Origin of the sequence: Paenibacillus sp. JDR-2 (assembly GCF_000023585.1) — a bacterium.
Classification (GTDB): domain Bacteria; phylum Bacillota; class Bacilli; order Paenibacillales; family Paenibacillaceae; genus Pristimantibacillus.
The window spans coordinates 2,691,220-2,715,175 of the sequence record NC_012914.1 but is presented as its reverse complement, the minus strand read 5'-3'; the positions used below and the strand labels follow the sequence as shown (position 1 = coordinate 2,715,175).

Below are 23,956 nucleotides of genomic sequence, written 5' to 3'. Positions count from 1 at the left end.
TTATACGACGACCTCGCCATCAAATACTGTCATATTCCGTCGAGCCAATTGTTACATTTTTATTACAAAGATCTACTAAAAAAGTCGGATGACTTCCTTCACTAGCGCCAAAAATTCAGCTTTTACGCGTTCCGTCGTTTCTATAACCTCGTCATGCGACAATGGCTGGTCAAGCACCCCTGCCGCCATATTGCTGATACAGGAAATACCAAGCACTTCAATGCCGGAATGTCGGGCAGCAATGACTTCAGCAACAGTCGACATGCCGACAGCATCTGCACCCAATACGCGCAGCATGCGAATTTCGGCAGGCGTCTCGTATGTTGGACCAAGCAGACCGGCATAAACGCCTTCCTGCAGCTTGAGGCCTTGTTTGGCCGCCGTATCGCGGGCAATCGCGCGCAGACGCTTGCTGTAAGCCTCGGACATATCCGGGAATCTTACGCCAAGCTCATTATCGTTAGGACCGATCAGAGGGTTTTTTCCCGTCATGTTCAGATGATCGGAGATCAGCATCAAGTTACCGGCTTCGTAATCGAGGTTCACGCCGCCTGCGGCATTTGTTACCAGCAAGGCTGTAACGCCTAGCGCCTTCATAACGCGAACAGGAAATGCCGTCAGCTCCGGTCCGTATCCTTCGTACATATGGAATCTGCCGCGCATAAGCACTACCGCTCTGCCGGACAAGTTTCCGACTACCAGTTCCCCTGCATGGCCTTCTACCGTAGATACCGGGAAATGAGGAATGTCGCTATAATCGATCGTAACCGGGTTTTCGATATGATCGCCTAGCACGCCAAGGCCGGAGCCCATAATCAGGCCAATCTCCGGTTTCACCTGTACTTTGCCGGCGATAAAGGAAGCAGCCTCCTTAATCTGTGCTGCTGTCATTGTAGTTGAACTCATCGTTCGTTCCTCCTCTTAATCCTTATTACTCTTTTGTCTTCAGCAAGCTTAAGAAGCTTGCGCCGTTTGGCGGTGTCGGCACGCCGAAATTATCGGCGATTGTAGCGCCAAGATCCGAGAAGGTTGCTCTTGCGTCCAGCCGCTCCGGATTGGCGAATGCCGGGCTGTACAGCAGAATCGGTACATATTCGCGAGTATGGTCGGTTCCCGGATGGATAGGGTCATTGCCGTGATCGGCCGTGACGATCAATAGGTCGCGCTCCCCAAGCGTGCTTTCGAGCTCCGGTACCGCCTGGTCAAACTCCTCCAGGGCTTTCGCGTAACCTTCCGGATCGCGCCGGTGTCCGTACAGGGAATCGAAATCAACAAGATTGGTGAACAACAAGCCTTTGAACGGCTGTTTCAACGCTTCAATCGTACGTGCAATCCCGTCGGCGTTGCTTTTCGTCGACGTTGTCGCCGTAATACCTTCACCGTCAAAGATATCGTTAATCTTGCCGATAGCGATAGTGTCGAACTCGTTATCCTTCAACAGGTTCAGCACGGTTGCTTCAGGCGGTTTTACCGCATAATCGTGACGGTTCGGCGTACGCTTGAAAGCGCCGGGGGATCCGACATAAGGCCGTGCAATAACGCGGCCCACGGCAAACCGCTCGTCCATCGTTAATTCACGTGCGATTTCGCAGCCGCGGTACAGCTCCTCAAGCGGAATAATCTCCTCGTGAGCCGCAATCTGGAACACGCTGTCGGCGGATGTATAGACGATCCATGCCCCTGTCTCCATCTGCTCCGCGCCTAGCTCATCCAAGATCTCGGTGCCGCTGGCCGGCTTATTGCCGATCACCTTGCGGCCGGTACGTTCTTCAAACGCCTGAATCAGTTCGGCCGGAAAACCTTCCGGGAACGTCTGGAACGGCACTGTAATATTTAACCCCATCAGCTCCCAATGGCCGGTCATGGTGTCTTTGCCAACCGAGACCTCGGCCATTTTGCCATAATAAGCAGCAGCTTCCCCTTCCGGCTTCCAGTCCGCAAGGTTCGCGATCCGGTCAAGCCCCCAGCGGCGCAGGTTCGGGAGCTGGACAGAAGGCACGCGTTCGATAATATGGCCAAGGGTATGGGAGCCGCTGTCTCCGAAGGACGGCGCATCCGGCAATTCGCCGATGCCGACGCTGTCTAATACGATTACTGCAATACGATCAAATTTCATGGGTATCCTCCTAAACGTAAGCGTAAACCTAAGAATTGCAACAAGCTTTTTGATTGCAATTCTTGCAATCATGCCCTGGGATGGGCATTCGAATAGATATCCTTCATTTTTACCTTGGATACCTTCGTATAACGCTGGGTGGTCGAAATATCCGCATGACCAAGCAGCTCCTGGACGGCCCGGAGATCAGCCCCGTTCTCCAGCAGGTGCGCCGCAAACGAATGCCGCAGAGTATGCGGTGTAATCTCTTCGGAAATTCCCGCTTCCTTCGCGTATTTCTTAACCATCTTCCAGAAGCCCTGCCGGGTCATTCGCGTACCAAGCTGATTGAGGAACAAAGCGGGCTCGTCCTCCGATTGCCTGAGCAGCTCCGCCCTGCCATTCTGCAAATAATCGTCAAGGGCAGCTGCAGCCATTCGTCCAAACGGGATAATCCGTTCTTTCATGCCGCTGCCTACGCATCGAATGATGTTTAATTGCGAATTCACGCTGTCCACATTAAGCGAAATCAGCTCGGACACCCGGATCCCTGTGGCATACAGGAGTTCCAGCATCGCTTTGTCCCGCTTCCCTGCAGCCGTAACCGGCTGAGGCGTTTCAAGCAGCAGGCCGGCGTTCTCCATCGACAGCACGCTGGGTTCTTTCTTTTCCTGCTTGGGGGACTCTATGTAGATGGCGGGATTCAGCTGAATATAACCATTGACCGCCAAATAATGAAAAAAGGCGCGTATGGACGCAATATGCCGAGATACCGTCGAAGTCTTGCGTCCGCTCTCTTTCAGACGCAGTAAATAATGCGACAAATGGTGGCGATGAACGTCGGCCACATTCGCAATCGATTGCTGTTCCAGATAGTCGAGCAAGCCTTGCAGGTCACGTCCATAGGACTCCAGCGTACTGCTGGATAAGGCGCGCTCGTTCATTAAATATTGTATAAAGGATTCTACTTGAGCTTTCATGCCGATTCCTTTCGTTCAAGAAGGATGATCAAGGCCATAGGACTATGGCCCTTGTCTGCGGGCAAGTTATCCTGCTAACCAACTATTCCACAACCGGCTGTTCAAATCCTGCTTTTTCGCTTTTATTTTATAACAGGTTATATCATTCCCCATACCAATAAAACCACCTCAGCCGATCCGTAATGCTCCCCTTTTCCGCATCTGCCTGAAAAACTTTCAACGCAGCGCCTTTAGGTTCTCTATAAGGGTGGACGGGCGCAATCACGTCAACCAGCCAACGATAGCTGCCCGTCACGATCAGTAGCAACAAGGTGAATATCACAACAAACAAGATGCGGCTTAACCATCTGCGCAGGGAGAGGACCATCTGCCTTCCTCCTTTATTTTTACGGTTGTCCATCCGTAACAATCTATGAAGGAGACATTGGGGTTATACCTTTTATTGCGCCTAGAATCGCCTAAAATTAAGGCTCCAACTTGTCGAAAGCGATGCTGTCCAGCCAGCGTTGCAGAGGAGTGTAAGGGAGTCCTGACGCCGCTGCGACCGGCTCATAAGTGACGGTGCCCCGGTGAGTATTGACGCCTTTCTGCAGAGGCACGCTGCCTGTAATCGCCTCCCATCCTCGACTCGCAAGATCAAGCGCATACGGCATCGTAACATTCGTTAACGCAAAGGTGGACGTACGCGGAACGGCACCCGGAATATTGGCGACCGCATAATGCACCACGCCATGCTTGATATAAATGGGATCCTTGTGCGTGGTTGGCCGGTCAACGGTTGCAATCGACCCGCCTTGGTCAACCGCCACATCGACAATAACCGAGCCCTTTTTCATGGATTGCACCATCGTTTCCGTAACCAGATGCGGCGCTTTCGCTCCCGGTATCAAGACCGCTCCAATCAGTAAATCCGCTTTTGCGACAGCTTCCGCAATATTGTAGGGACTCGACATGACCGTCCGAAGCCGTCCTCCAAACACATCATCCAAGTATCTCATGCGGTCTGTGCTTTTTTCCAAAATAACAACGTTAGCGCCCATGCCTAATGCTATCTTCGCTGCGTTGGTTCCTACGATTCCACCGCCGATAATCACGACGTCAGCTGGCGGTACCCCGGGAACCCCTCCCAATAACACACCTCTGCCACCGTTAAACGCTTCAAGAAATTGCGATCCCACCTGAACGGCCATGCGCCCCGCCACTTCGCTCATAGGCGTTAATAAAGGCAGACTTCCGTTTGAGAGTTGGATCGTCTCGTAAGCAATCCCCGTTACCCCGCTGTCCATTAAAGCCCGGGTAAGCTCGGGAGCTGCGGCAAGATGCAAATACGTAAACAATATCAGTCCTTCGCGGAAAAAGGCGTATTCTTCCTTAAGCGGCTCCTTGACCTTCATGATCATATCCGCTTCTCTCCATACCTCCGATGCGTTTGCTCGAATCTCCGCACCTTCCAACTCGTAATCCCGATCCTCAAATCCGCTTCCTTCGCCGGCTTTCGTCTCCACAATCACCTTATGGCCTGCCGCCTTCAGCATGGTTACGCCAGCCGGGGTAAGCGCAACACGGTACTCGCTCGATTTAATTTCCTTCGGAACGCCGATAATCATTAGCTTCCCCCTCCTGGAATGTGGCGCACTATCTACTATGTTGTATGAAACTTTAAGGACAAATGTTAGCCCATAAGCGTACCTTTTCCAGCCCGATCAAAAAATATGTGCTGTTATTCCGTACAGATGTCCATAACGAACGCGGCTGGCTATCCATACACTGAACCAGCACATTTTCATTGGCTTTGACGATCTTTATATAGGACGAATAGGAGAATGTATATGCCAAAGCTGGAAAAGCTGCTGTTCACTAGCTCTAAGCGTGTCCCTTCCAGAAATACCGTTCGCAAACTGATTACTTTTAAAACGGGCCGATCATATAAAAAATGTCTCAGAAAGCTCCGTATTAAAGGGTTAAAGCCTTACAAACGGATGCCGGCCCTCCGAACGATCGGCTGCCATTTCGACAAGCGCCGCCCTTGGAAACCTATTGCTAGACATCCGGAAGTAAAAAGGGTCGAGAGCGATGTCCGGATCCGGGTACATCTCTTCAGGAAGTATAAGGCATCAGGGAGAAGCAAAAAGGTCCATGCAATGGCGGCATGCCCACCTGAGCTGGCATGGAATATATGCCGCGTCAAAGTCCACGAAGCATGGCCTCGGACTACCGGCGGAAAGATAAAAGTCGCCATTATTGATACAGGGATTGCAGCGCATCCTAATCTGCAAATTGCCGGAGGAGTTAACACGATTCGGGGCGGCAGCTATGCGGATGATAACGGCCATGGCACCCATGTCGCCGGAATAACAGCAGCCAAAGGCTTGGACGGGATAAAAGGGGTAGCCCCCGATGTCGAGCTTTATGCCATTAAAGCCTTGGATAGCCGGGGCGGCGGATACGTCTCCAGCATCATTGCCGGCGTAGACTGGTGCATCCGCAATAAGATGGATGTCATCAACATGAGCTTTGGCCTTGTTGGTTCATCCGTCAGCCGCGCGTTAAGCGATGTTATCGCAAAAGCCTATAATCAGGGTATTGTTATTGTTGCCTCTGCGGGCAACTCCGGTACCGAGGATAACGGAATGATTGACGCCCCTGCTTCTTTCCCCGAAGTGATGGCTGTTGCCGCTACCGATATGTCGGATAAAGTAACTGGCTTTAGCAGCCGCGGTACGGGCATCGACCTGGCTGCGCCGGGCGAGCAGATTAAGTCCACTTGGCTGAATGGCGGATATATGACGTTGTCCGGTACTAGTATGTCCTCCCCGCATGCTGCCGGCGGAGTTGCCCTCTTGTTATCCAGACAGGCGCGACTAAGCCCAACCCAGGTGACGGAGCAGCTTAAGAGCTGGGCGCTCCCGCTGCCGTCCGTGACCGAGAACGAACAGGGAGCAGGCCTCCTGCAGCTGGATCGTATATAACTATAACCAGACCGTCCTAAAAACGCCAAAACGGCTTTGCCGTCCAGTTACGCTGGGCAGCAAAGCCGTTTATTCATTTGATTTGTCATTATTCGCGTTGCAACGGTGACATACGCCTTGGAAGTCGAGACGATGGTCGATAACGGTAAAGCCGTATTCTTGCTCTAGCCGTTCCTCCAGCGGAAGAAGCCAATCTTCCTTAATCTCGTCCATTGCGCCGCACTGTACGCAAATCAGATGATGATGGTGGTGCTTGCTGCTATCCGTACGAAGGTCATAGCGGGCAACTCCGTCACCAAAGTTAAGTTTCTCGACTACATGCATTTCGCTCAGCAATTCAAGCGTACGGTATACCGTAGCGAGTCCGATTTCCGGGGCCTTGTCCTTTACGAGCATGAATACATCCTCGGCGCTTAAGTGATCCTCTTCATTCTCAAGCAATACACGAACGGTTGCTTCACGCTGCGGGGTTAGTTTGTAGCCCTGAGACTGCAACTGTTGTTTTATCTTTTCAATCCGGGCTTCCATGATTTCCCCCCTACCACATGTCTGCGCCAACATCAGGAAACGTTTGCTTTCATTATAGGGGTTAACTATTCCTAAAGTCAAACATTTTGCCGTTAGACGGCTGTTGCAGCCCCGGTCAAATAAGGAGCCGCCCACTGCATGAAATAAGGCGAAAGATACGCTTCCAGTAGGGATGCTCCCGCTAAAAGCAGCAGCATAAGCAATGCCGTAGACGTAAACGCCGCGATTTGCGGGGCCAAAGTCCCTTTTTGCTGGAGCAGTCGATTTTTAATGACATAGGTCGAAAAGGTAATGGCCGCAACGCTGGTTATCATAATGGCTGGCACTACGATCAGATTCGGCGGAGCAACGGAGGCTAGCGAGAACATCACGCCCTTCCAGGCATGCTGGGAGATTAAGGATCCTACCGCAAAGCCGACCAGCGCTCCTTTTAGAAAATCCAGCGCCAGCACAAACGGAATCCCCACAACCGATATGCCTAAAAACCATAACAAAAACAGCCATTTGCCATGAAAGATAAAGCTGTCCCAGAACGACTGCGCCGCATCCGGCGTTACGCCGTCATTCACCAGCCTGATATATTGATTCACATCCGCCGCCAAATCCTGCTGCTGCTCCAATGTCAAAGCGTTGACCATCAGCCCGCCGAATATGGCTCCTACAACAAACAATACGGCGACAAATACATACAAGGTCAGCTGGTTTTTCACCGCGTCTTGAAAAGCTGGCGAACGCATGGAACACTCTCCCTTCTTGTCCTGTGATAAAAGTGTATGTCCCCTTTATTCACCGTATGACGTCCAAGAGAGAGGTCGGGACAAGTTTTAGATCGTACCCGTTAGCTGATAAAGCTTCCATGCGTACACGGCCAGTATCGTCTTTGCGTCGCTGATCCGGCCTTCCGCAATATAAGCCTCCGCCTGCTCCAGCGTAATCGCTTCTACCTGCAGATACTCATCCTCATCCGTATGCTGCGTGCCAACCGTAACATTTTCCGCGAAATACAGATACAGCTTCTCGTCGGCAAAGCCGGGCGATGTGAAAAAGCCGCTGACAAGCTTCAGGCTGTCCGAACGGTAGCCGGTCTCTTCTTCCAGCTCGCGTGCCGCGGCCTCCATCGGATCTTCTCCGGCATCCAGCTTGCCGGCGGGAATTTCGATCTGGAACTTCTCCAGCGGCTTGCGGAACTGTTCGACCACAAGCAGCTTACCGTCAAGCAGCGCCATAACGGCAGCCGCACCCGGATGCTTTACAATCTCGCGCGTAGCAGTACGGCCATCCGGCATCGCAACGGTATCGACCTGGAGCGTAATCATTTTCCCCTCAAAAATAGGTTGCGTGCTGATTGTTTCTTCCCGCCAAAGTTCGTTGTTCTGACTCATCCAGAATCTCCCCTGTTCTTCGAATGATGAAATACGGAATAACTTGTCCTCTTTTTACATATCCATTGCATATAAGACATACACAAGGAGCGTGTGAAGGATGAAACAATACCTAACGCATAATGAACTGAGACTTGTCGGCAAAGCTTGGGAAATTCAAAGCCAGCTCCGCAAGCTCTCCCGGATGGATATCCCGCTTCAAAAACTGCTCTCCCCGCAAAAAACGAAATAATCGGCTTATCCTGCCTTGGACAAGCCGTCTTTCCCTAGATGTTTACGCTTTTGCGGCTTGTTTGATGATCTCGATAACGAATTCTGTAATTTTCACAAGGTCAACAACCTTGATCTGTTCCTTCGTTGTATGAATATGCTCATAACCAACTGCCAGATTGACGGTAGGCACGCCGAGACCATTGAAAATATTAGCATCGCTGCCGCCACCTGAATGGAAAGTGCGCGGCGTAAGTCCAATTGCCGTCGCTGCGGATTTGGCCAACTGGACGACATGTGAGTTATCGTCATGGACATAAGCCGGGTAGATCAATTGGCTTTCAAATTCCGCTCTTGCACCAAACTCCTCCGCCGCACTCTCCAGCGCCTCGCGCATGGCATCCACCTGACGGTCCAGCTTCTCCTGCACGATACTGCGGGCTTCCGCTACCAGCTTCACGAAATCACAGACGACATTGGTTGCGCCGCCTCCCTCAAAGCTGCCGATATTAGCCGTTGTTTCTTTGTCGATACGCCCAAGCGGCATACGGGATATCGCTTTTGAGGCAACTTGAATGGCGCTTATGCCGTCTTCCGGGTTAACGCCTGCATGCGCCGATTTGCCATGCAGCTTCATGATGATTTTCGCTTGGGTAGGCGCCGCTACGGCCATATCCCCAATGGAACCATTGGAATCAATCGCATAGCCAAACGATGCTTTCAACTTGGAGGCATCCATATTCCGTGCGCCTAGGAGTCCGGATTCTTCCCCGACTGTAATGACGAATTGGATCGGTCCATGGGGAATGTTGTTTTCCTTAAGCACGCGTATAGCTTCCAGCATAGCGGCAAGCCCTGCTTTATCGTCGCTGCCGAGTATCGTTGTGCCATCGCTTCGTATGTAACCGTCACTGTCAATTTGCGGCTTGATGCCGTTACCCGGCGCTACGGTATCCATATGGGAAGTGAACAAAATCGTAGGTGCGTTTACTCCCCCTGTACCTTCCAGCAAAGCGAACAAATTGTTTGCGCCATGCCCCGTTTTTTCCATTGCATCATCTTCCTCAATGGACAAACCAAGCTCCGAAAATTTAGCCTTCAGCACTTTGCTGATCTCCTGCTCGAATCTGGTCTCGCTGTCTACCTTGACGAGTTCAATAAACTCGCTGACGATTCGTTCCTGATTAACCATAACTATTTCCTCCGCTCTCTGTTTTCGATTACAATAGACGGGAGCTTGTTTTATTATCCGAAAAGCCCCGGTTGGAGTTTTCCAAAAAGAAAGGAGTTTTTACCCTTGAAGATGCAAAAACTTATTCGTCTAGTTGCTATTCTTGTTGTTGCTGCCCTTGTCATTACGACGCTTGTTGCTTCACTCAGCTCGCTGCTCTAGCAGATTGGGAACCGCAAACCCGAATACCCGGCAGAAATGCGGCAGCAGCTGCCGCGCTGCCTCTTCGACGGAAAGCGTTACGCCGGACAAATCGTTAAAGGATGTTACCCCATACTCCTGAATGCCGCATGGAACAATGCCGCTGAAGCCCTCGTTGCCTATTCCCGCCTCGATATTCAAGGCAAAGCCATGGCTTGTTACAAAACCGCCGCGATCACGGGCACGATTGAATTTCACGCCGATTGCGGCGATTTTCTCATTTCCAACCCATACCCCAGTATATTCCGGCTTTCTTCCCGCTTCTATACCATATTCGGCCAGCCAATTAATTATAGCCTGCTCTACATTGCGCAGGTACGCATGAAGATCCAATCCTTCCATAGGCAGGAACAGCATCGGATAACCGACTAATTGCCCTGGCCCATGGTAAGTAATGTCCCCGCCGCGGTCGATTTCGAAGACCGATATTCCGCGCTCGTTCAGCTCATCCTCGCTAAGCAGCAGATGCTCGTGATGTCGGTCTGTGCCAAGCGTATAAGTAGGCGGATGCTGAAGAAGGAGAAGCGTCTCCTGACGCTCCTCCTGGCTGATCTGCCGCACGATCGATTTCTGCGTCTCCCAAGCTTCCGCATAACCGATCATTGGTATATATCGGGCCTCCAATTGCCGCTCCACGTGTTTAGATGCCGTGTCAGTCATGCTCGGATTACCCCGTTTCTTCTAGTACAATTTCGTATCTACGTTAAAGCCTTCCAAATTATCTTTAACGCGCTGCAGGAAGCGGCCGCAGATAACGCCATCCAGTACGCGGTGGTCAAGCGACAAGCACATATTCGCCATCGAACGGATCGCAATCATGTCGTTAATTACAACAGGACGCTTCACAATCGATTCAAAGGTCAGAATAGCAGCCTGCGGATAGTTAATAATCGGGTTCGTGATAATCGAACCAAAGGAGCCCGTATTGTTGACGGTAAAGGTACCGCCTTGCATATCGCTGAGAGTCAGTTTCCCTTCGCGTCCGCGGCGTGCCAAATCATCGATTTCCCGCGCAAGGCCGGCTATCGTCTTATGATCGGCATTTTTGATAACCGGTGTCGCGACGGACTCTTCCGTTCCGACTGCCAGGGAGATATTAATATCCCGCTTCACGATAATTTTATCGACTGCCCACATCGAATTCATAATCGGGAAGTCTTTCAAAGCATTAACGACAGCCTTCAAAACAAAGGCCAGATACGTCAGATTAATGCCTTCGCGCTTCATGAATTCATCCTTCACCTTGTTGCGGAGCTGAACCAGATTGGTAACGTCGACTTCAATCATCATCCAGCCATGCGGAATTTCATTCACGCTTAGCATCGTATTGCGGGCGATTGCGCTCCGGATCGGCGATACATCGATGAAGTCCTCCCCGCGGCCCGGTATCGAGGTGCTTTGACTAGGTACGGTAGGCGTGCGAGGCGTCTCCGTTAAATGCAGACCGGATGAACGCACTTCCGATACGGTTGTGCTAGGCGGAGGCGTGAACGGCTTGGCTGCAGCAGTTGCAGGCGCTTGTCCCGCACCGGAAGCTACATAAGCCAAGATATCCTTCCGCGTAATTCTTCCGCCAAGTCCCGTTCCCGGCACATCAGCCAGACGGATGCCATGTTCAGCCGCAAGCTGCTGAACAGCCGGCGAGAAGCGGTTGCGCATCGACTTGTCGCCTTCATCCGCCGATTCCGTGTTTACGGCAGCTTTTGTTGTTTCCGTAGTTACCGCGGCTTCCGATGAGGATGAGGCTACTTCAGTCTCGACACGGCACACCGGAGTTCCGACCGGTACTGTCTCGCCATTGCCTACCAGAATCTCGACCAGCGTACCGGCAATTGTGGACGGCAGTTCCGCACTTTACTTTATCCGTGATAAGCTCACAGATCGGTTCATACATCTCAATCCGGTCACCCGGCTGCTTCAGCCATTTATCAATAGTCGCCGAGACCAGTGATTCCGCTAACTGAGGAATGACGATCTCCTTCACCGATTTCATTAATTATCCATCTCCCTACCTGACACGTACTTGTCGCTTAGTATAGCGCCAAATTGCGCATTGCTTCTTTTACTTTGTCTTTATTGAGCAAGAAGAACTTCTCGCCCGGCGGGTTAATCGGCATTGCCGGCACATCCGGACCACAAAGTCTTTGGATAGGAGCATCCAGCTCATACAGCAGCTCTTCCGCAATAATAGCCGATACTTCCGCACCTACGCCGCCAGTCTTATTGTCTTCATGAATAATCAATACTTTGCCTGTTTTGCGCACTGCCGCAAGAATCGCTTCCTTGTCGAGCGGCTGCAGCGTTCTAAGGTCAAGAATATGAGTGCTAATGCCTTCTTGCGCAAGCTCCGCAGCTGCCTGTTCAACAAACATTAGAGGCATGCTGTAGCCAATAACGGTAATGTCGTCGCCTTCGCGAAGCACATTGGCTTTCCCGATCTCAACAACATAATCATCCTCTGGCACATCGCCGTTTATAAGCTTGTAGCATTTTTTATTTTCGAAGAAAATGACCGGATCAGGATCCCGGACTGCTGCTTTTAGTAGACCTTTTGCGTCATAAGCGGTATAGGGCGCTACAATCTTGATGCCGGGCGTTCCGAAAAATACCGATTCCGGGCATTGGGAGTGATACAAGCCGCCAAAAATACCGCCGCCGATTGGCGCACGGATTACAAGCGGACAACTCCAGTCGTTATTGGAGCGGTAACGGATTTTTGCCGCTTCGCTTATAATTTGGTTAGTCGCCGGGAACATGAAATCCGAATACTGCATTTCCGCAATCGGCTTCATGCCGTACATGGCTGCGCCAATAGCAACTCCAGCAATAGCGGACTCGGCAAGAGGCGTATCAAGAGCGCGCATCTCGCCAAATTGCTCAAGCAGCCCTTTAGTCGTCGTGAATACGCCGCCCTTTACGCCAACGTCTTCCCCAAGCACGAAAACGTCGTCGTCGCGCTCCATCTCTTCTTTCATTGCCAACCGAATCGCATCGATATAATCCATTTTTGCCATCTTAGCGTTCCTCCTCCGCATACACGTGCAACAGTACGGATTCCGGCGCCGCGAATGGCGCGTTATCGCCATATTCCGTTGCTTCATCGACCATTTTGCGGATACGCGCTAGAAGCTCAGCCTCGAGCTCTTCATTCCAGAGGCCGCATTCTTCCAGATAAGTTTTATATTTCGGGATGCCGTCCTTCGACCGGTTCTCATCTACTTCTTCCTTCGTGCGGTAAGCAAGATCATTATCGGAAGTAGAGTGCGGGGACAAACGGTACATCATCGCTTCAATCAGTGTTGGGCCTTCGCCGGCGATCGCGCGTTCGCGAGCTTCCTTCACCACCCGGAATACTTCAAGAGCATCATTGCCGTCAACCTGATAACCAGGGAAGCCATAACCAAGGGCCCGGTCAGCTACTCTTCCGCCAAGCTGCTTGTGCACCGGCACCGAGATCGCATACTGGTTGTTTTCGCACATCAAGATGACCGGGAGTTTATGTACTCCGGCAAAGTTACAACCTTCATGGAAATCGCCCTGGTTGCTCGAGCCTTCTCCGAAGGTTACAAAGCTGACGATCGGTTTATTTTTCATTTTTGCGGCCAAAGCAATACCAACCGCATGCGGCACCTGCGTGGTAACCGGGCTGGAGCCCGTCACGATCCGGAGGCGCTTGCTTCCGAAGTGGCCAGGCATTTGACGGCCTCCGCTGTTCGGGTCTTCTGCTTTCGCAAAAACAGACAGCATTAATTCTTTTACCGTCATGCCGACGGCAAGGACAAATCCATAATCGCGATAATAAGGCAGGAAATAATCATTCTCCCGGTCGAGCGCAAAGGCAGCTGCAACTTGCGCAACCTCCTGGCCGATGCCGGAGACGTGAAAATTAATCTTACCCGCTCTTTGCAGCAGCAAGTTGCGCTCGTCGAATTTACGGGCGAGCATCATCATTGCGTACATTTCAACAGCCTGTTCGTTAGACAAGCCTAATTCGTTATGACGAAAGGTTTGTTCGGTTGATTGACTCATGAGGTTATGCCTCCTTTAACCTGATTTTAAAACCAGGTACTAAGACTTGATATTACCTATTATAACCGCATTCGGTCGAAAAAGAAAATCCTTCGCTAGAGAGCGAGAGATTTGCCGTCAATGGCAAGCATAGCTTCCCCAAGAGCTTCGGATAAGGTTGGATGCGGATGAATAAGCTGACCTACTTCCCAAGGCGTTGCATTTAGCAAACCGGCAAGCGAAGCCTCCGAAATCAGATCCGTCGCATGCGGACCAATCATATGGACGCCAATAATGTCATTGGTCTTTCGGTCGGCAATCACCTTAACAAATCCGTCTGCCTCTCCAAGTACTAGAGCTTTGCCAATGGCGGCGAAAGGAATTTTACCGGTCTTAATATCATGCCCTTTCGACCTGGCTCCATCTTCGGTCAGACCGTAAGACGCCACTTCCGGGCGGGAATAGATGCAGCGCGGGATAAGATTGGGATCAACCGCGGCTTTCTTGTGACCAGCAATATGCTCGGCTGCTGCTACGCCTTCATGGGATGCCGCATGCGCAAGCTGTACGCCACCAATGACATCGCCAATCGCATAAATATGCGGCTCGGTTGTTTGCCCAAACTCGTTGACGTAAATAACGCCGTTTTTGGTTTGAATATCCGTATTCTCAAGACCGATGTTTTCGATGTTCGCCTGACGACCAACAGACAGAAGAACCTTGCTGGCTGTAAGCAGAATATTCCCTTCGGAAGTTTCTGCTGTAATGGATACCTCATCTCCGTTAATCGAGAGCTCTTCGGTTTTGAGCTGTACATTCGTGAGTACCCGAACGCCGCGGCGGCGAAGCAGTCTCGTCAGCTCAGCCGACACTTCCGCATCTTCACCCGGAAGAAGCCTTGCGCCAACCTCTACCAAGGTTACCTGAACGCCAAAATCCTGCAGCATTGAGGCCCATTCCACTCCGATAACACCGCCGCCAACGATTAATATCGATTCCGGCAACTTCTCGAGCTGAAGAGCATCGTCGCTGGACAAGATATGCACGCCGTCCGGTTTTAGCCCCGGCAGATGACGAGGGCGAGAGCCTGTTGCGATAATCAGGTTCGTCGAAACGACCGATTCCATCTCTCCGTCAGCCAGTTCAACGGCTAATGAACCGCTGCGCGGCGAAAAAATAGACGGACCGATAACGCGGCCTTTACCGTTGATAATTTGAATATCATACTTCTTCATCAAGCCTTTAAGGCCGCGATGCAATTGTTCAACCGTCTTTTCTTTGCGGTCCTGAACCTTATTGAAATCCAGTGACAGAGCGCCCTCCGTAACCGAAACTCCGTATTTATCTGCTTCAAGCAATGTCGCGTAAACCTCCGCACTGCGAAGCAGCGATTTGCTTGGTATACATCCTCTATGTAAGCAAGTGCCGCCCAACTTATCGAGCTCCACGATAGCTACGCTTTTGCCCAGCTGAGCAGCTCGTATCGCCGCTGTATATCCGCCCGGGCCACCGCCAAGCACAGCTACATCCACTTGGATTGTCATTATGTATTCCCTCCTAAAAAATTGTTGCCTAATAAGTCGATTATGTGTAGGTGATTTGTGACAATTCTTTATTACCACTCGTCCTATTGTACCTTTTTTCAAATCGATTTACATCGTTAAATTTCCGAAATAGACACTGCCAGCAGAAAAAGGTATCATAGGAAGGAATGTTTAATAACGGTTACAAGGAGAACATCATACATATGAGATTAGTTGCTGCCCGTCTAGTTGCCGTACTGCTGCTCGTCATACCCGGTATTGCCGCTTGTATCGGTTTTCTTAAGATGAAAAATGCCATATTTAATTACTTCTCGGATTTTGGAAACGATGCCATCAAGCCTGATTTCGCTTGGCTGAGCTTTTTATTTGGACTTGTACTCTTTGCGATTGGCGTTGGTTTTATTGGCGGCTGGATTTTCTTCCGCGACCGCAAACGCAATTACGTAGCCCCAAGATTCCGTCCAAAACGACCTAGACCGCCTAAACCGCAAGCATAAACGAAACATAAAACACCCCGCTGCTACTCCTAGAGTACTGCGGGGTGTTTTTTTTCCCTGAAAAGAAAAACCGCCTTCATATTGGGCAGAACCAATAATAAATAGCGGTTTTATTCTTTAGCTTACTTTGTGTTCGATCCGGAGCTTATCAGCTACCATCGCAATAAATTCGGAGTTGGTCGGCTTGGATTTACTGATATTGATTGTATAGCCGAACAGGTGTGAGATGCTGTCAATATTGCCGCGTGTCCATGCTACCTCAATAGCGTGGCGAATGGCACGCTCAACGCGGGATGGCGTTGTTTTGAACTTTTCTGCAATAGCAGGATACAATGTTTTTGTAATAGCACCCAAAATTTCAATGTTGTTGTACACCATCGTAATCGCTTCGCGCAAGTACTGATAACCTTTGATGTGGGCAGGAACTCCAATTTCATGAATAATGCTTGTAATGTTGGCGTCGAGATTTTTGCCTTTGGCAAGTGGCACGACATTTGATTTGACCGTTGTTGTTGCGGCAGAACTGCTAAACGATGCCGAGGAAGCAAACGTGGAATTGCCAACCAATTGACGAATCCGATTTGCAAGTATCTCCATATCGAACGGTTTCAAAATATAATAAGAGGCGCCAAGCTGAACGGCTTTTTGGGTGATGTTTTCTTGACCAAATGCAGTCAACATGATGATTTTAGGCATTGGCGCAATATTTAATTCTTTAATTCGTTCCAGTACGCCTAGGCCGTCCAGGTGAGGCATTATAATATCAAGGATTAGAACATCAGGTACTTTTCTGCCTTCTTCGAAATAAGTCAATACCTCTTCACCGTTATAAGCCACTCCGCTTACGTTCATATCATTTTGTTCCGATATGTATTCGGATAATAAATTGGTGAATTCACGATTGTCATCTGCCAGCAATACTTCGATCTTGTGCAAGGTCTGGTCCTCCCTTAAATGATATTCACTCGCGATTACCTTTCCCTAGTTGTCTTGGAATAAAGTTTTCGACATGCCGGTTTAAATTCCTTCTGTCGAAAATTTTTTTCCTTTGATTTTTTAATCTTTTTCGTTATAATAAATAATTTATTACAATTTATGATGCTGTTCGTAAATTTTCGACAAATCTAACCAATCGTAGACGTCTCCATGAAGAAACCGCTGAAGGGGTTAACAAGCCCAATCAGCGGTTATTTTATTGGTTATGCAGCTGTACCTAGCGTCGATTTCTCTCTCGTCAAGACCCCAGCATCCTGCAGCATCCATTCGATAAAGCAGCCGTAGCCCGAAGCAGGATCGTTAACAAAAACATGTGTAACGGCTCCAACCAGCTTCCCGTTCTGGATAATCGGCGAACCCGACATCCCTTGAACGATACCTCCCGTTTTATCAAGAAGGCGTTTATCGGTAATCTTGATTACCATCCCTTTGGTTGCTGGCGCAGGCTGTTTCGTAACATGAGCGATCTCGATATCAAACCGCTCCACCTTCTGCCCGTTAACAACAGTCAAAATTTGAGCCGGACCTTCTTTAACTTCTTCGGCGAACGTTACAGGAATCGCTTTATCGCTAAAGCTATGATTCGGGTTTTCGCCCATTTTGCCAAAAATACCGAATGGCGTGTTGCGTTCGATATTCCCTAAGATCTTGCCTTCCTTGACAAAATGGGCACGTTTCTCACCCGGCTCTCCCGTTTGGCTCTTGTTAATGGACGTCACGCTGGACTGCAAAATCTGCCCCTCGCCAACTTCAATCGGCGTTTGAGTATCCATATCGGTGATGACATGACCAAGAGCACCGTAAACACCTTGATCAGGAGCATAAAACGTTAATGTACCAACACCGGCTGCTGAATCGCGAATATAAAGACCAAGCTTCCAATTGCGCTCTTCCGCATCTCGGATCGGATACAGCTTCGTTTCTCCAATGGTACCATTGCGTTTGTAAGTAATTGCGAGCGGACGCTGCTCCCTGCCTGCTTGCTCCACCAGATTAGCTACCTTGCTGACTTCGTTAATATTGTGCCCATCGATCCTAATAATTAGATCACCTAAGCGGAGACCCGCTTTTTCACCAGGCGACTCCTTTGTTCCGTTACTTGCCCGAACTTGATGATGGCCAACCACAAGAATACCGGCCGATTTCACTTTCACGCCAATTGTCTGACCGCCTGGAATGACCCTTAAATCAGGCACGACATTAACTTTGACGGTCTTGAACGGAATTTTACCAAATAATTTCACTTTCATGCTCGTCTGACCGCTCTGATGAGGCTGTAACGAAATCGGGTCATTCAAATTGACTGATAATGACTGACGGGTTGAGCCATTAATTTGAAGCATTCGTGGATCCACGGTAACTTCTGCATGTACGGGAACTCCATATTGTAATCGTTTCAGTTGGCCGGAGAATAAACGAAGTTCATTCGGGAATGCGGCAAAATGTTGAAACGGCGCGGAGAGTCCGATCATGCAGACGCAGATAACGAGAACTAGGCCAAACCATTTCTTCCTTGGGCTGGAGTTCAATGATTTCACGCTCCCTGTTATTCCATCGCATGACGAGAAAGGTCGTTTCGCCATTGGCGTACCTTTAAGTTACCCCGCACTGTTTGTTTTATGACCACAAAACATTCCCTGAATACCTTCCTTTAGGCTCCCTTCTGCCGATCCGCCAAAACAAGCATTTCTTGAGCATGATGGCGGGTTTTTTCCGTTACTTCAACGCCGCCCAACATGCGGGCAAGTTCTTCAATACGCGAGTGCTCCACCAGCTTCGTGACATTTGTGGAAGTACGTTGTTCAATAATATGCTTCTTAATTTCGTAATGGTGATCAGCCATACAAGCAACTTGAGGCAGATGCGTAATCGAGAAGATCTGGCATTTGGACGACAACTGCGACATTTTCTCGGCAATGGCCTGTGCTGCTCTGCCGCTGACGCCAGTATCCACTTCATCAAAGACCAGAACAGGCACCTGATCAATCTCGGCAAAGATTGCTTTAAGCGCAAGCATAATTCGGGACATTTCACCGCCGGAAGCAATTTTATTAAGCGGTTTGAGCGGCTCGCCCGGATTCGTCGACAGCATAAAGATCGCTTCATCTATACCGTTAGCGTTTAGAGCCGCCATCTCAGACGTTTCACTCGCTGTCGGATGATCCAACTGTACCCGGAAAATCGTATTGCCCATTTGAAGCTGCTTAAGCTCAAGCTCGATTGCGGCCGCGAGACGTTCGGATGCATGGGAACGAAGCTCGGACAGCTCCTGCGCTAATTCATGTGCCTGCAAATACAGCCGCAGTTCATCCTTGCGCAGCTTATCCAAATACTCATCGCGGTTTTCAATTTTGTCACGCTCTTCCGTAATGCGATCCAAATATTGAAGAATATCCGGAATCGTCTCTCCGTATTTGCGCTTCAGTCCATTGATCAAATCCAGCCTGTCTTCAATAACGGACAGCTGCCCAGGATCAGAATCAATGCTGTCACGGTAATCGCGAAGCTGAAATACCGCATCCTCGGCTTGATAATAAGCAGACTGAAGTTGTTCAAGCATAGGTGTCAGCACTGCAGGATCATAAGACTGGATATCGGTCAGCTTGCTGATCGCCTTGCTGATAGCATCGAGCCCTTTACCGTTATACAGCAAGGCGTATGCTTCGGATACAGAGTCCATCCGTTTGCCTGCATACTGCAGCTTGCGGCGTTCCTCCAATAAATGCTCATCCTCGCCGTCCTTCAGGTTGGCATTTGTGATCTCTTCGATCTGGTAGCGGTACAAATCCAGCATCTGAACATTATGGCGGGTTGTCTCTTCAAGCTCGCGAACGGATGAACGGGCTTGCTGAAGCTGCTGGTACACAGCTTTGTAGGCGGTCTTCCGCTCAATCAGCAGATCGCCCGCGAACAAGTCCAGCCATTCCAGATGCTGTTCGGTGCGCAAGAGCGATTGATGCTCATGCTGGCCATGGATATTAACGAGGCATTCACCGATCTCCCTCAGCATCGTCATCGTGACAAGCTGGCCGTTAACACGGCTGCTGCTCTTGCCATGAGCAGTCAGCTCTCGTCTAATAACAAGCATCTCTTCTCTTGGAGCCTGTACCCCAAGCCGCTCCATTACCGCCCATACCGGATGTTGAGACGGCAAATCGAACATTGCCTCCATCTCGGCTTTATCACAGCCATACCTGACCATATCTGCGGAGCCCCGTCCACCAACAATTAAGCTAAGTGCGTCAATTAGAATTGATTTCCCTGCACCTGTCTCACCTGTTAATACATGAAATCCATGATGAAACGAAACGTTTACTTCCTCAATAACGGCTAAATTCCGAATGGATAGCTCGCGCAGCATGGCCAATGACCTCCAACAATGTTTAATTCAGAAGGTCGAGCAGCTTCTCGACAAGCTCGCCGCTCTTCTCCTTCGTTCTGCAAATGATAAGAATCGTATCATCGCCGCATATCGTACCCATAACCTCTGGCCATTCCATGTTGTCAATCAGCGCGCCAATCGCATTGGCTGTGCCCGGCAAGCATTTCATAACCACCAGATTCTCGGTAAAGTCGATATGGGTGAAATGATCGATAAGCGCCCGCTTCAGCTTATTGATCGGATTCTGGCGCTGCTGATCCTGTGGCAGCGAATATTTATAACGTCCATCGCCAGCGGGTACTTTAATAAGCATAAGCTCTTTCATATCTCTGGATACGGTAGCTTGAGTAACCTGAAGTCCAGCATCCCTAAGGGCGTCCACCAGTTCCTCTTGCGTTTCGATCGTATTTTTCGTAATTAATTCTTTGATTTTGTACTGTCTGATGCCCTTCATAACTTTCCTCCCCAAACATGCTAGTCGCTTATGTCAAAAATAATTCGCCGAATGATCTGCTCCTTCACGTCTACGAACAATACTCCCGCACATTCAGGCAACAGGAGGGAATAAACAAGCAGACGGTCTCGAACGCCGCTGCCTGTCCAATCCATCGGCATACGTTCTCGGGCAGCTTTTACAATATACATTTTGCCATCTTGTTCGGCAATATAATCAATGTACAATCGGCTGTTAAGTGATTGTCCGTCCAATTCGATTCCGATCGGAACCCTGTGCTTACCGGAAACAACTTCGTATCCCGAACGTTCCAGGAATTGAATATTCTCGTCGTCTTTAGCAAGTTCACCGCCTTTGCCAAGCGTCAATCGATTGACGCTCGCAGGCTGGTGAAGCCAGCGGTAGAAGCCCCGGTACGCCCAGAATAACAAAAACGCGCCAGCGACCAGCATTATAAACCAGTCACCGTACATTCCCATACGCAGCCCTCCATTCCTTAAGAACCTATCTTAATTGGTTCGTGATGAAGGGAGCATTTTCCTCTCAAAACAAACGGACGAACGCATGTTTGGTTGCTTTCAGTTTAGCAAATCGAACACATGTTTGTAAAGAGGGAAAACAAAAGGGAACGCTGGCCGCTTTTATAAACGGTCGAAGCATTCCCTTGTTTATGCATTGCACCTATACGGGCGATAACGCCTGTTGTGCAGTACACGGCTGCTACGGTTAATGTTTCTGTTTTACGGTAAATGTCTCGCCAGCCTGACGGACAACGTCCTTGATGGCTTCCTCGTCATGGGTTGACCCGTTCGGCTCATTCTCCCATGTCCAGTAGGCGAGAAACTCGATGTTGCCCTCTCCGCCCGTAATCGGCGAGAACGTGAGGTTTTGCAGCTTGTAGCCAAGCTCTGATGCAGTCTTCAGAACCGTCTCGAGCACTTCCTTATGAACGCTCGGCTCACGGACAACGCCCGATTTGCCTACCTTCTCACGCCCCGCCTCGAATTGGGGCTTAATAAGGGCAACGATTCCCGAGCCTACGCTAAGCAGACCGCTGAGTGCCGGCAGAATCAGCTTGAGCGATATAAAGGATACGTCTATGGAGGCAAAGGTAGGCGGAGGACCGTTCAGATCGGCTGGCTGCGCATAACGGAAGTTGGTACGCTCCATAACGCGAACCCGCTCATCCTGCCTGAGCGACCAATCCAGTTGGTTATAGCCAACGTCAATGGCATATACGAACGAAGCGCCATGCTGCAAGGCACAATCGGTAAATCCGCCGGTAGAGGCGCCGATGTCCAGCATAACCCTACCGCTCAGGTCGATATCGAAGGAACGGATCGCCTTTTCCAGCTTAAGCCCGCCGCGGCTGACATAAGGATGGATGGCGCCTTTCACTTTGATCTCGGCTTCCCGCGGGACCTTCATGCCGCCTTTGTCTACCGGCTCGTTATTCACCAGCACCAGACCGGCCATGACAGCCGCCTTCGCTTTTTCCCTGCTCTCGTAGAACCCGCGTTCCACAAGCAATACATCTATTCTTTCCTTAGGTGTTGTCGTCATGGTTCTCCTTCGTTACTGTCCGGTTGCGCGTTTTTGGAGGCTTGGCAGCAGGTTTTTAATCTCCATCGCCGCCCGTTCTCCCGTCAGGCCAACTTCCACGCGCTGCTCCTTAATGGAACCATGCTCCACGAAAATATCAGGAACGCCCATAATCCGGATCGGCATGCCGTAAATTCCACGGAGTGAGTAGAACTCCATTACGGAACTGCCGAACCCGCCTAGCTCAGAGCTTTCTTCAATGACAAGAATATGCTTGCCTTCCGAAGCAAACGACAGCAGCATCTCTTCATCAAGAGGCTTAATGAATCTCGCATTGACGATTTGAACATTGAGACCGTCTCTTTTCAGAAGATCCGCGGCTTCTTCAGCCACTTGAATCATAGGTCCCATCGCCAGGATAACGGCGGAATCGCCTTCGCGAAGCGTTTCCCATTTCCCGATCGCAAGCGGCCGCATCTCTTCGTCCATCTTTACGCCGAGGCCGTTAATCCGCGGGTAACGGACAGCAATTGGTCCTTCATTATAATCAATAGCCGTCTTCATCATGCGACGAAGTTCATTCTCGTCCTTCGGCATCATAATGACAAGGTTTGGCACATGGCGCAGGAACGCAATGTCATATACGCCTTGATGCGTCTCGCCGTCCGGACCTACAAAGCCTGCGCGGTCAATCGCAAACACCACGTTGGCGTTCTGACGGCAAATATCATGCACGACCTGATCATAGGCTCTCTGCAGGAAGGTCGAGTAAACCGCGAATACAGGCTTCATGCCTTCCATTGCGAGGGCCGCTGACATCGTGGCGGCATGCTGTTCGGCAATACCAACGTCGATCATGCGGTTCGGGAACCGTTCAGCGAACTTCAGCAAGCCGGATCCGCCCGGCATCGCGGGAGTTACGGCAACAATCCGCTTATCCTTCTCAGCCAGCTCGATAAGGGCATTGCCGAATACATCCGTATACATTGGCGGACCAACCGCTTTTACGACTTGACCGGACTCGATCTTATACGGGGTAATGCCATGCCACTTGAAGGAATCCGCTTCCGCTGGCGAATAGCCTTTACCCTTCACCGTAATAACGTGTACGAGAACCGGTCCAGGAATGGAATCAGCCTGCTTGAAAAGCTCAATCATCTGATCCATGTCATGGCCGTCTACCGGTCCAAGATACGTAAAGCCGAACTGTTCAAACAAAATACCGCTGACAAGCAAATATTTCAAGCTGTCCTTGAAACGCTCGGCTGTCTTCGCCAGTTTGCCGCCGATGGCCGGAATTTTGTTCAGCAAATGCTGAAGCTCATCCTTCGCTTTTTGGTAATGGCGGTCGGTACGGATTTTGCTCAAATAATGATGCATGGCACCAACGTTTGGCGCAATCGACATTTCGTTGTCATTCAGAACGACAATCAGCTTTCTCTTCTCATCGCCGATATGGTTCAACGCTTCAAGTGCCATACCGCCCGTAAGGGCACCGTCGCCGATGACAGCAACTACTCGGTTATTCTCGCCCTTGAGATCACGGGCCACAGCCATGCCCATCGCAGCCGACAGAGATGTACTGCTGTGGCCGGCTTCCCAAACGTCATGTTCGCTTTCCGCGCGTTTAACAAAGCCGCACAGCCCTTTATATTTACGCAATGTATCAAACCGGTCTTTACGTCCGGTCAAAACTTTGTGAACATACGATTGATGACCTACGTCAAAAAGAAACTTATCCTTCGGACTGTCAAACAGATAATGGAGGACGAGAGTTAGCTCCACAACCCCCAGGTTAGGTGCGAGATGACCACCTGTAACGGAAAGCTTCTCAATAAGAAACTGGCGAATTTCCTCGGCTAACTGCTCCAGCTCTCCCATTGATAAATCTTTCAGGTCTTGAGGTCCGTTAATTTGATCAAGCAGCACGTTACTTC

The 23,956-nt window shown here is 50.2% G+C and carries 23 protein-coding genes and 1 pseudogene; 3 read left to right on the top strand and 21 right to left on the bottom strand.

Features of this window, described 5'->3' with window-relative positions:
* Positions 1–75 precede the first annotated feature (75 nt).
* The 5 genes from PJDR2_RS11880 to ald all read right to left on the bottom strand — a co-directional run bounded on the left by PJDR2_RS11880 (position 76) and on the right by ald (position 4,682).
* Positions 76–906, bottom strand: a complete 831-nt coding sequence (locus PJDR2_RS11880) for a purine-nucleoside phosphorylase (RefSeq protein WP_015843934.1) — start codon at positions 904–906, stop codon at positions 76–78.
* Between the two features lie 25 nt (positions 907–931).
* Positions 932–2,116 carry a phosphopentomutase gene (deoB, locus tag PJDR2_RS11875; RefSeq protein ID WP_015843933.1) on the bottom strand — a complete coding sequence of 395 codons (1,185 nt, stop codon included), beginning with the start codon at positions 2,114–2,116 and terminating at the stop codon, positions 932–934.
* A 68-nt stretch (positions 2,117–2,184) separates the two neighbouring features.
* Entirely contained in the window at positions 2,185–3,075 is an 891-nt protein-coding gene (gene xerD, locus PJDR2_RS11870; protein WP_015843932.1) for a site-specific tyrosine recombinase XerD, read from the bottom strand.
* 142 nt (positions 3,076–3,217) lie between these two features.
* Positions 3,218–3,475, bottom strand: coding sequence for a YqzK family protein (locus PJDR2_RS11865; protein ID WP_265525130.1), 258 nt, complete (start codon positions 3,473–3,475; stop codon positions 3,218–3,220).
* 64 nt (positions 3,476–3,539) lie between these two features.
* Positions 3,540–4,682 (bottom strand): alanine dehydrogenase, encoded by a 1,143-nt coding sequence (gene ald, locus PJDR2_RS11860; protein WP_015843930.1) that lies wholly within the window; start codon positions 4,680–4,682, stop codon positions 3,540–3,542.
* Between the two features lie 534 nt (positions 4,683–5,216).
* On the opposite strand from ald, the gene PJDR2_RS11855 reads away from it, so the two are divergent.
* Positions 5,217–6,044: a S8 family peptidase gene (locus PJDR2_RS11855; protein ID WP_190276191.1), complete on the top strand. Its 828-nt coding sequence runs from the start codon at positions 5,217–5,219 to the stop codon at positions 6,042–6,044.
* A 69-nt stretch (positions 6,045–6,113) separates the two neighbouring features.
* Here PJDR2_RS11855 and PJDR2_RS11850 read toward each other — a convergent pair whose 3' ends face one another.
* From PJDR2_RS11850 to PJDR2_RS11840, 3 genes are all read right to left on the bottom strand, one after another.
* Complete coding sequence (locus tag PJDR2_RS11850) at positions 6,114–6,572, bottom strand: Fur family transcriptional regulator (RefSeq protein WP_015843928.1); 459 nt, start codon at positions 6,570–6,572, stop codon at positions 6,114–6,116.
* Between the two features lie 92 nt (positions 6,573–6,664).
* On the bottom strand, positions 6,665–7,309 hold the full coding sequence (gene spoIIM, locus PJDR2_RS11845; protein ID WP_015843927.1) for a stage II sporulation protein M: 645 nt from the start codon (positions 7,307–7,309) through the stop codon (positions 6,665–6,667).
* Between the two features lie 87 nt (positions 7,310–7,396).
* Positions 7,397–7,954, bottom strand: coding sequence for an NUDIX domain-containing protein (locus PJDR2_RS11840; RefSeq protein WP_015843926.1), 558 nt, complete (start codon positions 7,952–7,954; stop codon positions 7,397–7,399).
* Positions 7,955–8,054: 100 nt separating this feature from the next.
* On the opposite strand from PJDR2_RS11840, the gene mciZ reads away from it, so the two are divergent.
* Positions 8,055–8,186: a Z-ring formation inhibitor MciZ gene (gene mciZ / locus PJDR2_RS32455; RefSeq protein WP_015843925.1), complete on the top strand. Its 132-nt coding sequence runs from the start codon at positions 8,055–8,057 to the stop codon at positions 8,184–8,186.
* Between the two features lie 42 nt (positions 8,187–8,228).
* Here the strand turns inward: mciZ and PJDR2_RS11835 are convergent, their stop codons facing one another.
* The 6 genes and pseudogenes from PJDR2_RS11835 to lpdA form a co-directional block, all read right to left on the bottom strand.
* Positions 8,229–9,356 (bottom strand): M20/M25/M40 family metallo-hydrolase, encoded by a 1,128-nt coding sequence (locus PJDR2_RS11835; protein WP_015843924.1) that lies wholly within the window; start codon positions 9,354–9,356, stop codon positions 8,229–8,231.
* 180 nt (positions 9,357–9,536) lie between these two features.
* Entirely contained in the window at positions 9,537–10,256 is a 720-nt protein-coding gene (gene lipB, locus PJDR2_RS11830; protein ID WP_015843923.1) for a lipoyl(octanoyl) transferase LipB, read from the bottom strand.
* Between the two features lie 21 nt (positions 10,257–10,277).
* Positions 10,278–11,589 (bottom strand): annotated as a pseudogene (locus PJDR2_RS11825) (dihydrolipoamide acetyltransferase family protein).
* A 37-nt stretch (positions 11,590–11,626) separates the two neighbouring features.
* Positions 11,627–12,610: an alpha-ketoacid dehydrogenase subunit beta gene (locus tag PJDR2_RS11820; RefSeq protein ID WP_015843922.1), complete on the bottom strand. Its 984-nt coding sequence runs from the start codon at positions 12,608–12,610 to the stop codon at positions 11,627–11,629.
* A gap of 1 nt (position 12,611) precedes the next feature.
* Positions 12,612–13,625 (bottom strand): thiamine pyrophosphate-dependent dehydrogenase E1 component subunit alpha, encoded by a 1,014-nt coding sequence (locus tag PJDR2_RS11815; RefSeq protein WP_015843921.1) that lies wholly within the window; start codon positions 13,623–13,625, stop codon positions 12,612–12,614.
* Between the two features lie 95 nt (positions 13,626–13,720).
* Positions 13,721–15,148 carry a dihydrolipoyl dehydrogenase gene (lpdA, locus tag PJDR2_RS11810; protein WP_015843920.1) on the bottom strand — a complete coding sequence of 476 codons (1,428 nt, stop codon included), beginning with the start codon at positions 15,146–15,148 and terminating at the stop codon, positions 13,721–13,723.
* Positions 15,149–15,351: 203 nt separating this feature from the next.
* Between lpdA and PJDR2_RS11805 the strand changes: the two genes are divergently transcribed.
* Positions 15,352–15,645, top strand: coding sequence for a DUF2627 domain-containing protein (locus PJDR2_RS11805; protein ID WP_015843919.1), 294 nt, complete (start codon positions 15,352–15,354; stop codon positions 15,643–15,645).
* Positions 15,646–15,762: 117 nt separating this feature from the next.
* On the opposite strand, the gene spo0A is transcribed toward PJDR2_RS11805, so the two are convergent.
* The 7 genes from spo0A to dxs all read right to left on the bottom strand — a co-directional run bounded on the left by spo0A (position 15,763) and on the right by dxs (position 23,948).
* Entirely contained in the window at positions 15,763–16,581 is an 819-nt protein-coding gene (spo0A, locus tag PJDR2_RS11800; RefSeq protein WP_015843918.1) for a sporulation transcription factor Spo0A, read from the bottom strand.
* A gap of 263 nt (positions 16,582–16,844) precedes the next feature.
* A complete protein-coding gene (spoIVB, locus tag PJDR2_RS11795) occupies positions 16,845–18,170 on the bottom strand; it encodes a SpoIVB peptidase (protein WP_015843917.1) in 1,326 nt (441 codons plus the stop codon).
* Between the two features lie 122 nt (positions 18,171–18,292).
* A complete protein-coding gene (gene recN, locus PJDR2_RS11790) occupies positions 18,293–20,002 on the bottom strand; it encodes a DNA repair protein RecN (protein WP_015843916.1) in 1,710 nt (569 codons plus the stop codon).
* 22 nt (positions 20,003–20,024) lie between these two features.
* Positions 20,025–20,477 (bottom strand): transcriptional regulator AhrC/ArgR, encoded by a 453-nt coding sequence (ahrC, locus tag PJDR2_RS11785; protein ID WP_015843915.1) that lies wholly within the window; start codon positions 20,475–20,477, stop codon positions 20,025–20,027.
* A gap of 20 nt (positions 20,478–20,497) precedes the next feature.
* A complete protein-coding gene (locus PJDR2_RS11780; protein ID WP_015843914.1) occupies positions 20,498–20,956 on the bottom strand; it encodes a hypothetical protein in 459 nt (152 codons plus the stop codon).
* A 247-nt stretch (positions 20,957–21,203) separates the two neighbouring features.
* Positions 21,204–22,040, bottom strand: coding sequence for a TlyA family RNA methyltransferase (locus tag PJDR2_RS11775; protein WP_015843913.1), 837 nt, complete (start codon positions 22,038–22,040; stop codon positions 21,204–21,206).
* Positions 22,041–22,052: 12 nt separating this feature from the next.
* On the bottom strand, positions 22,053–23,948 hold the full coding sequence (dxs, locus tag PJDR2_RS11770) for a 1-deoxy-D-xylulose-5-phosphate synthase (RefSeq protein WP_015843912.1): 1,896 nt from the start codon (positions 23,946–23,948) through the stop codon (positions 22,053–22,055).
* Between the last annotated feature and the right edge of the window lie 8 nt (positions 23,949–23,956).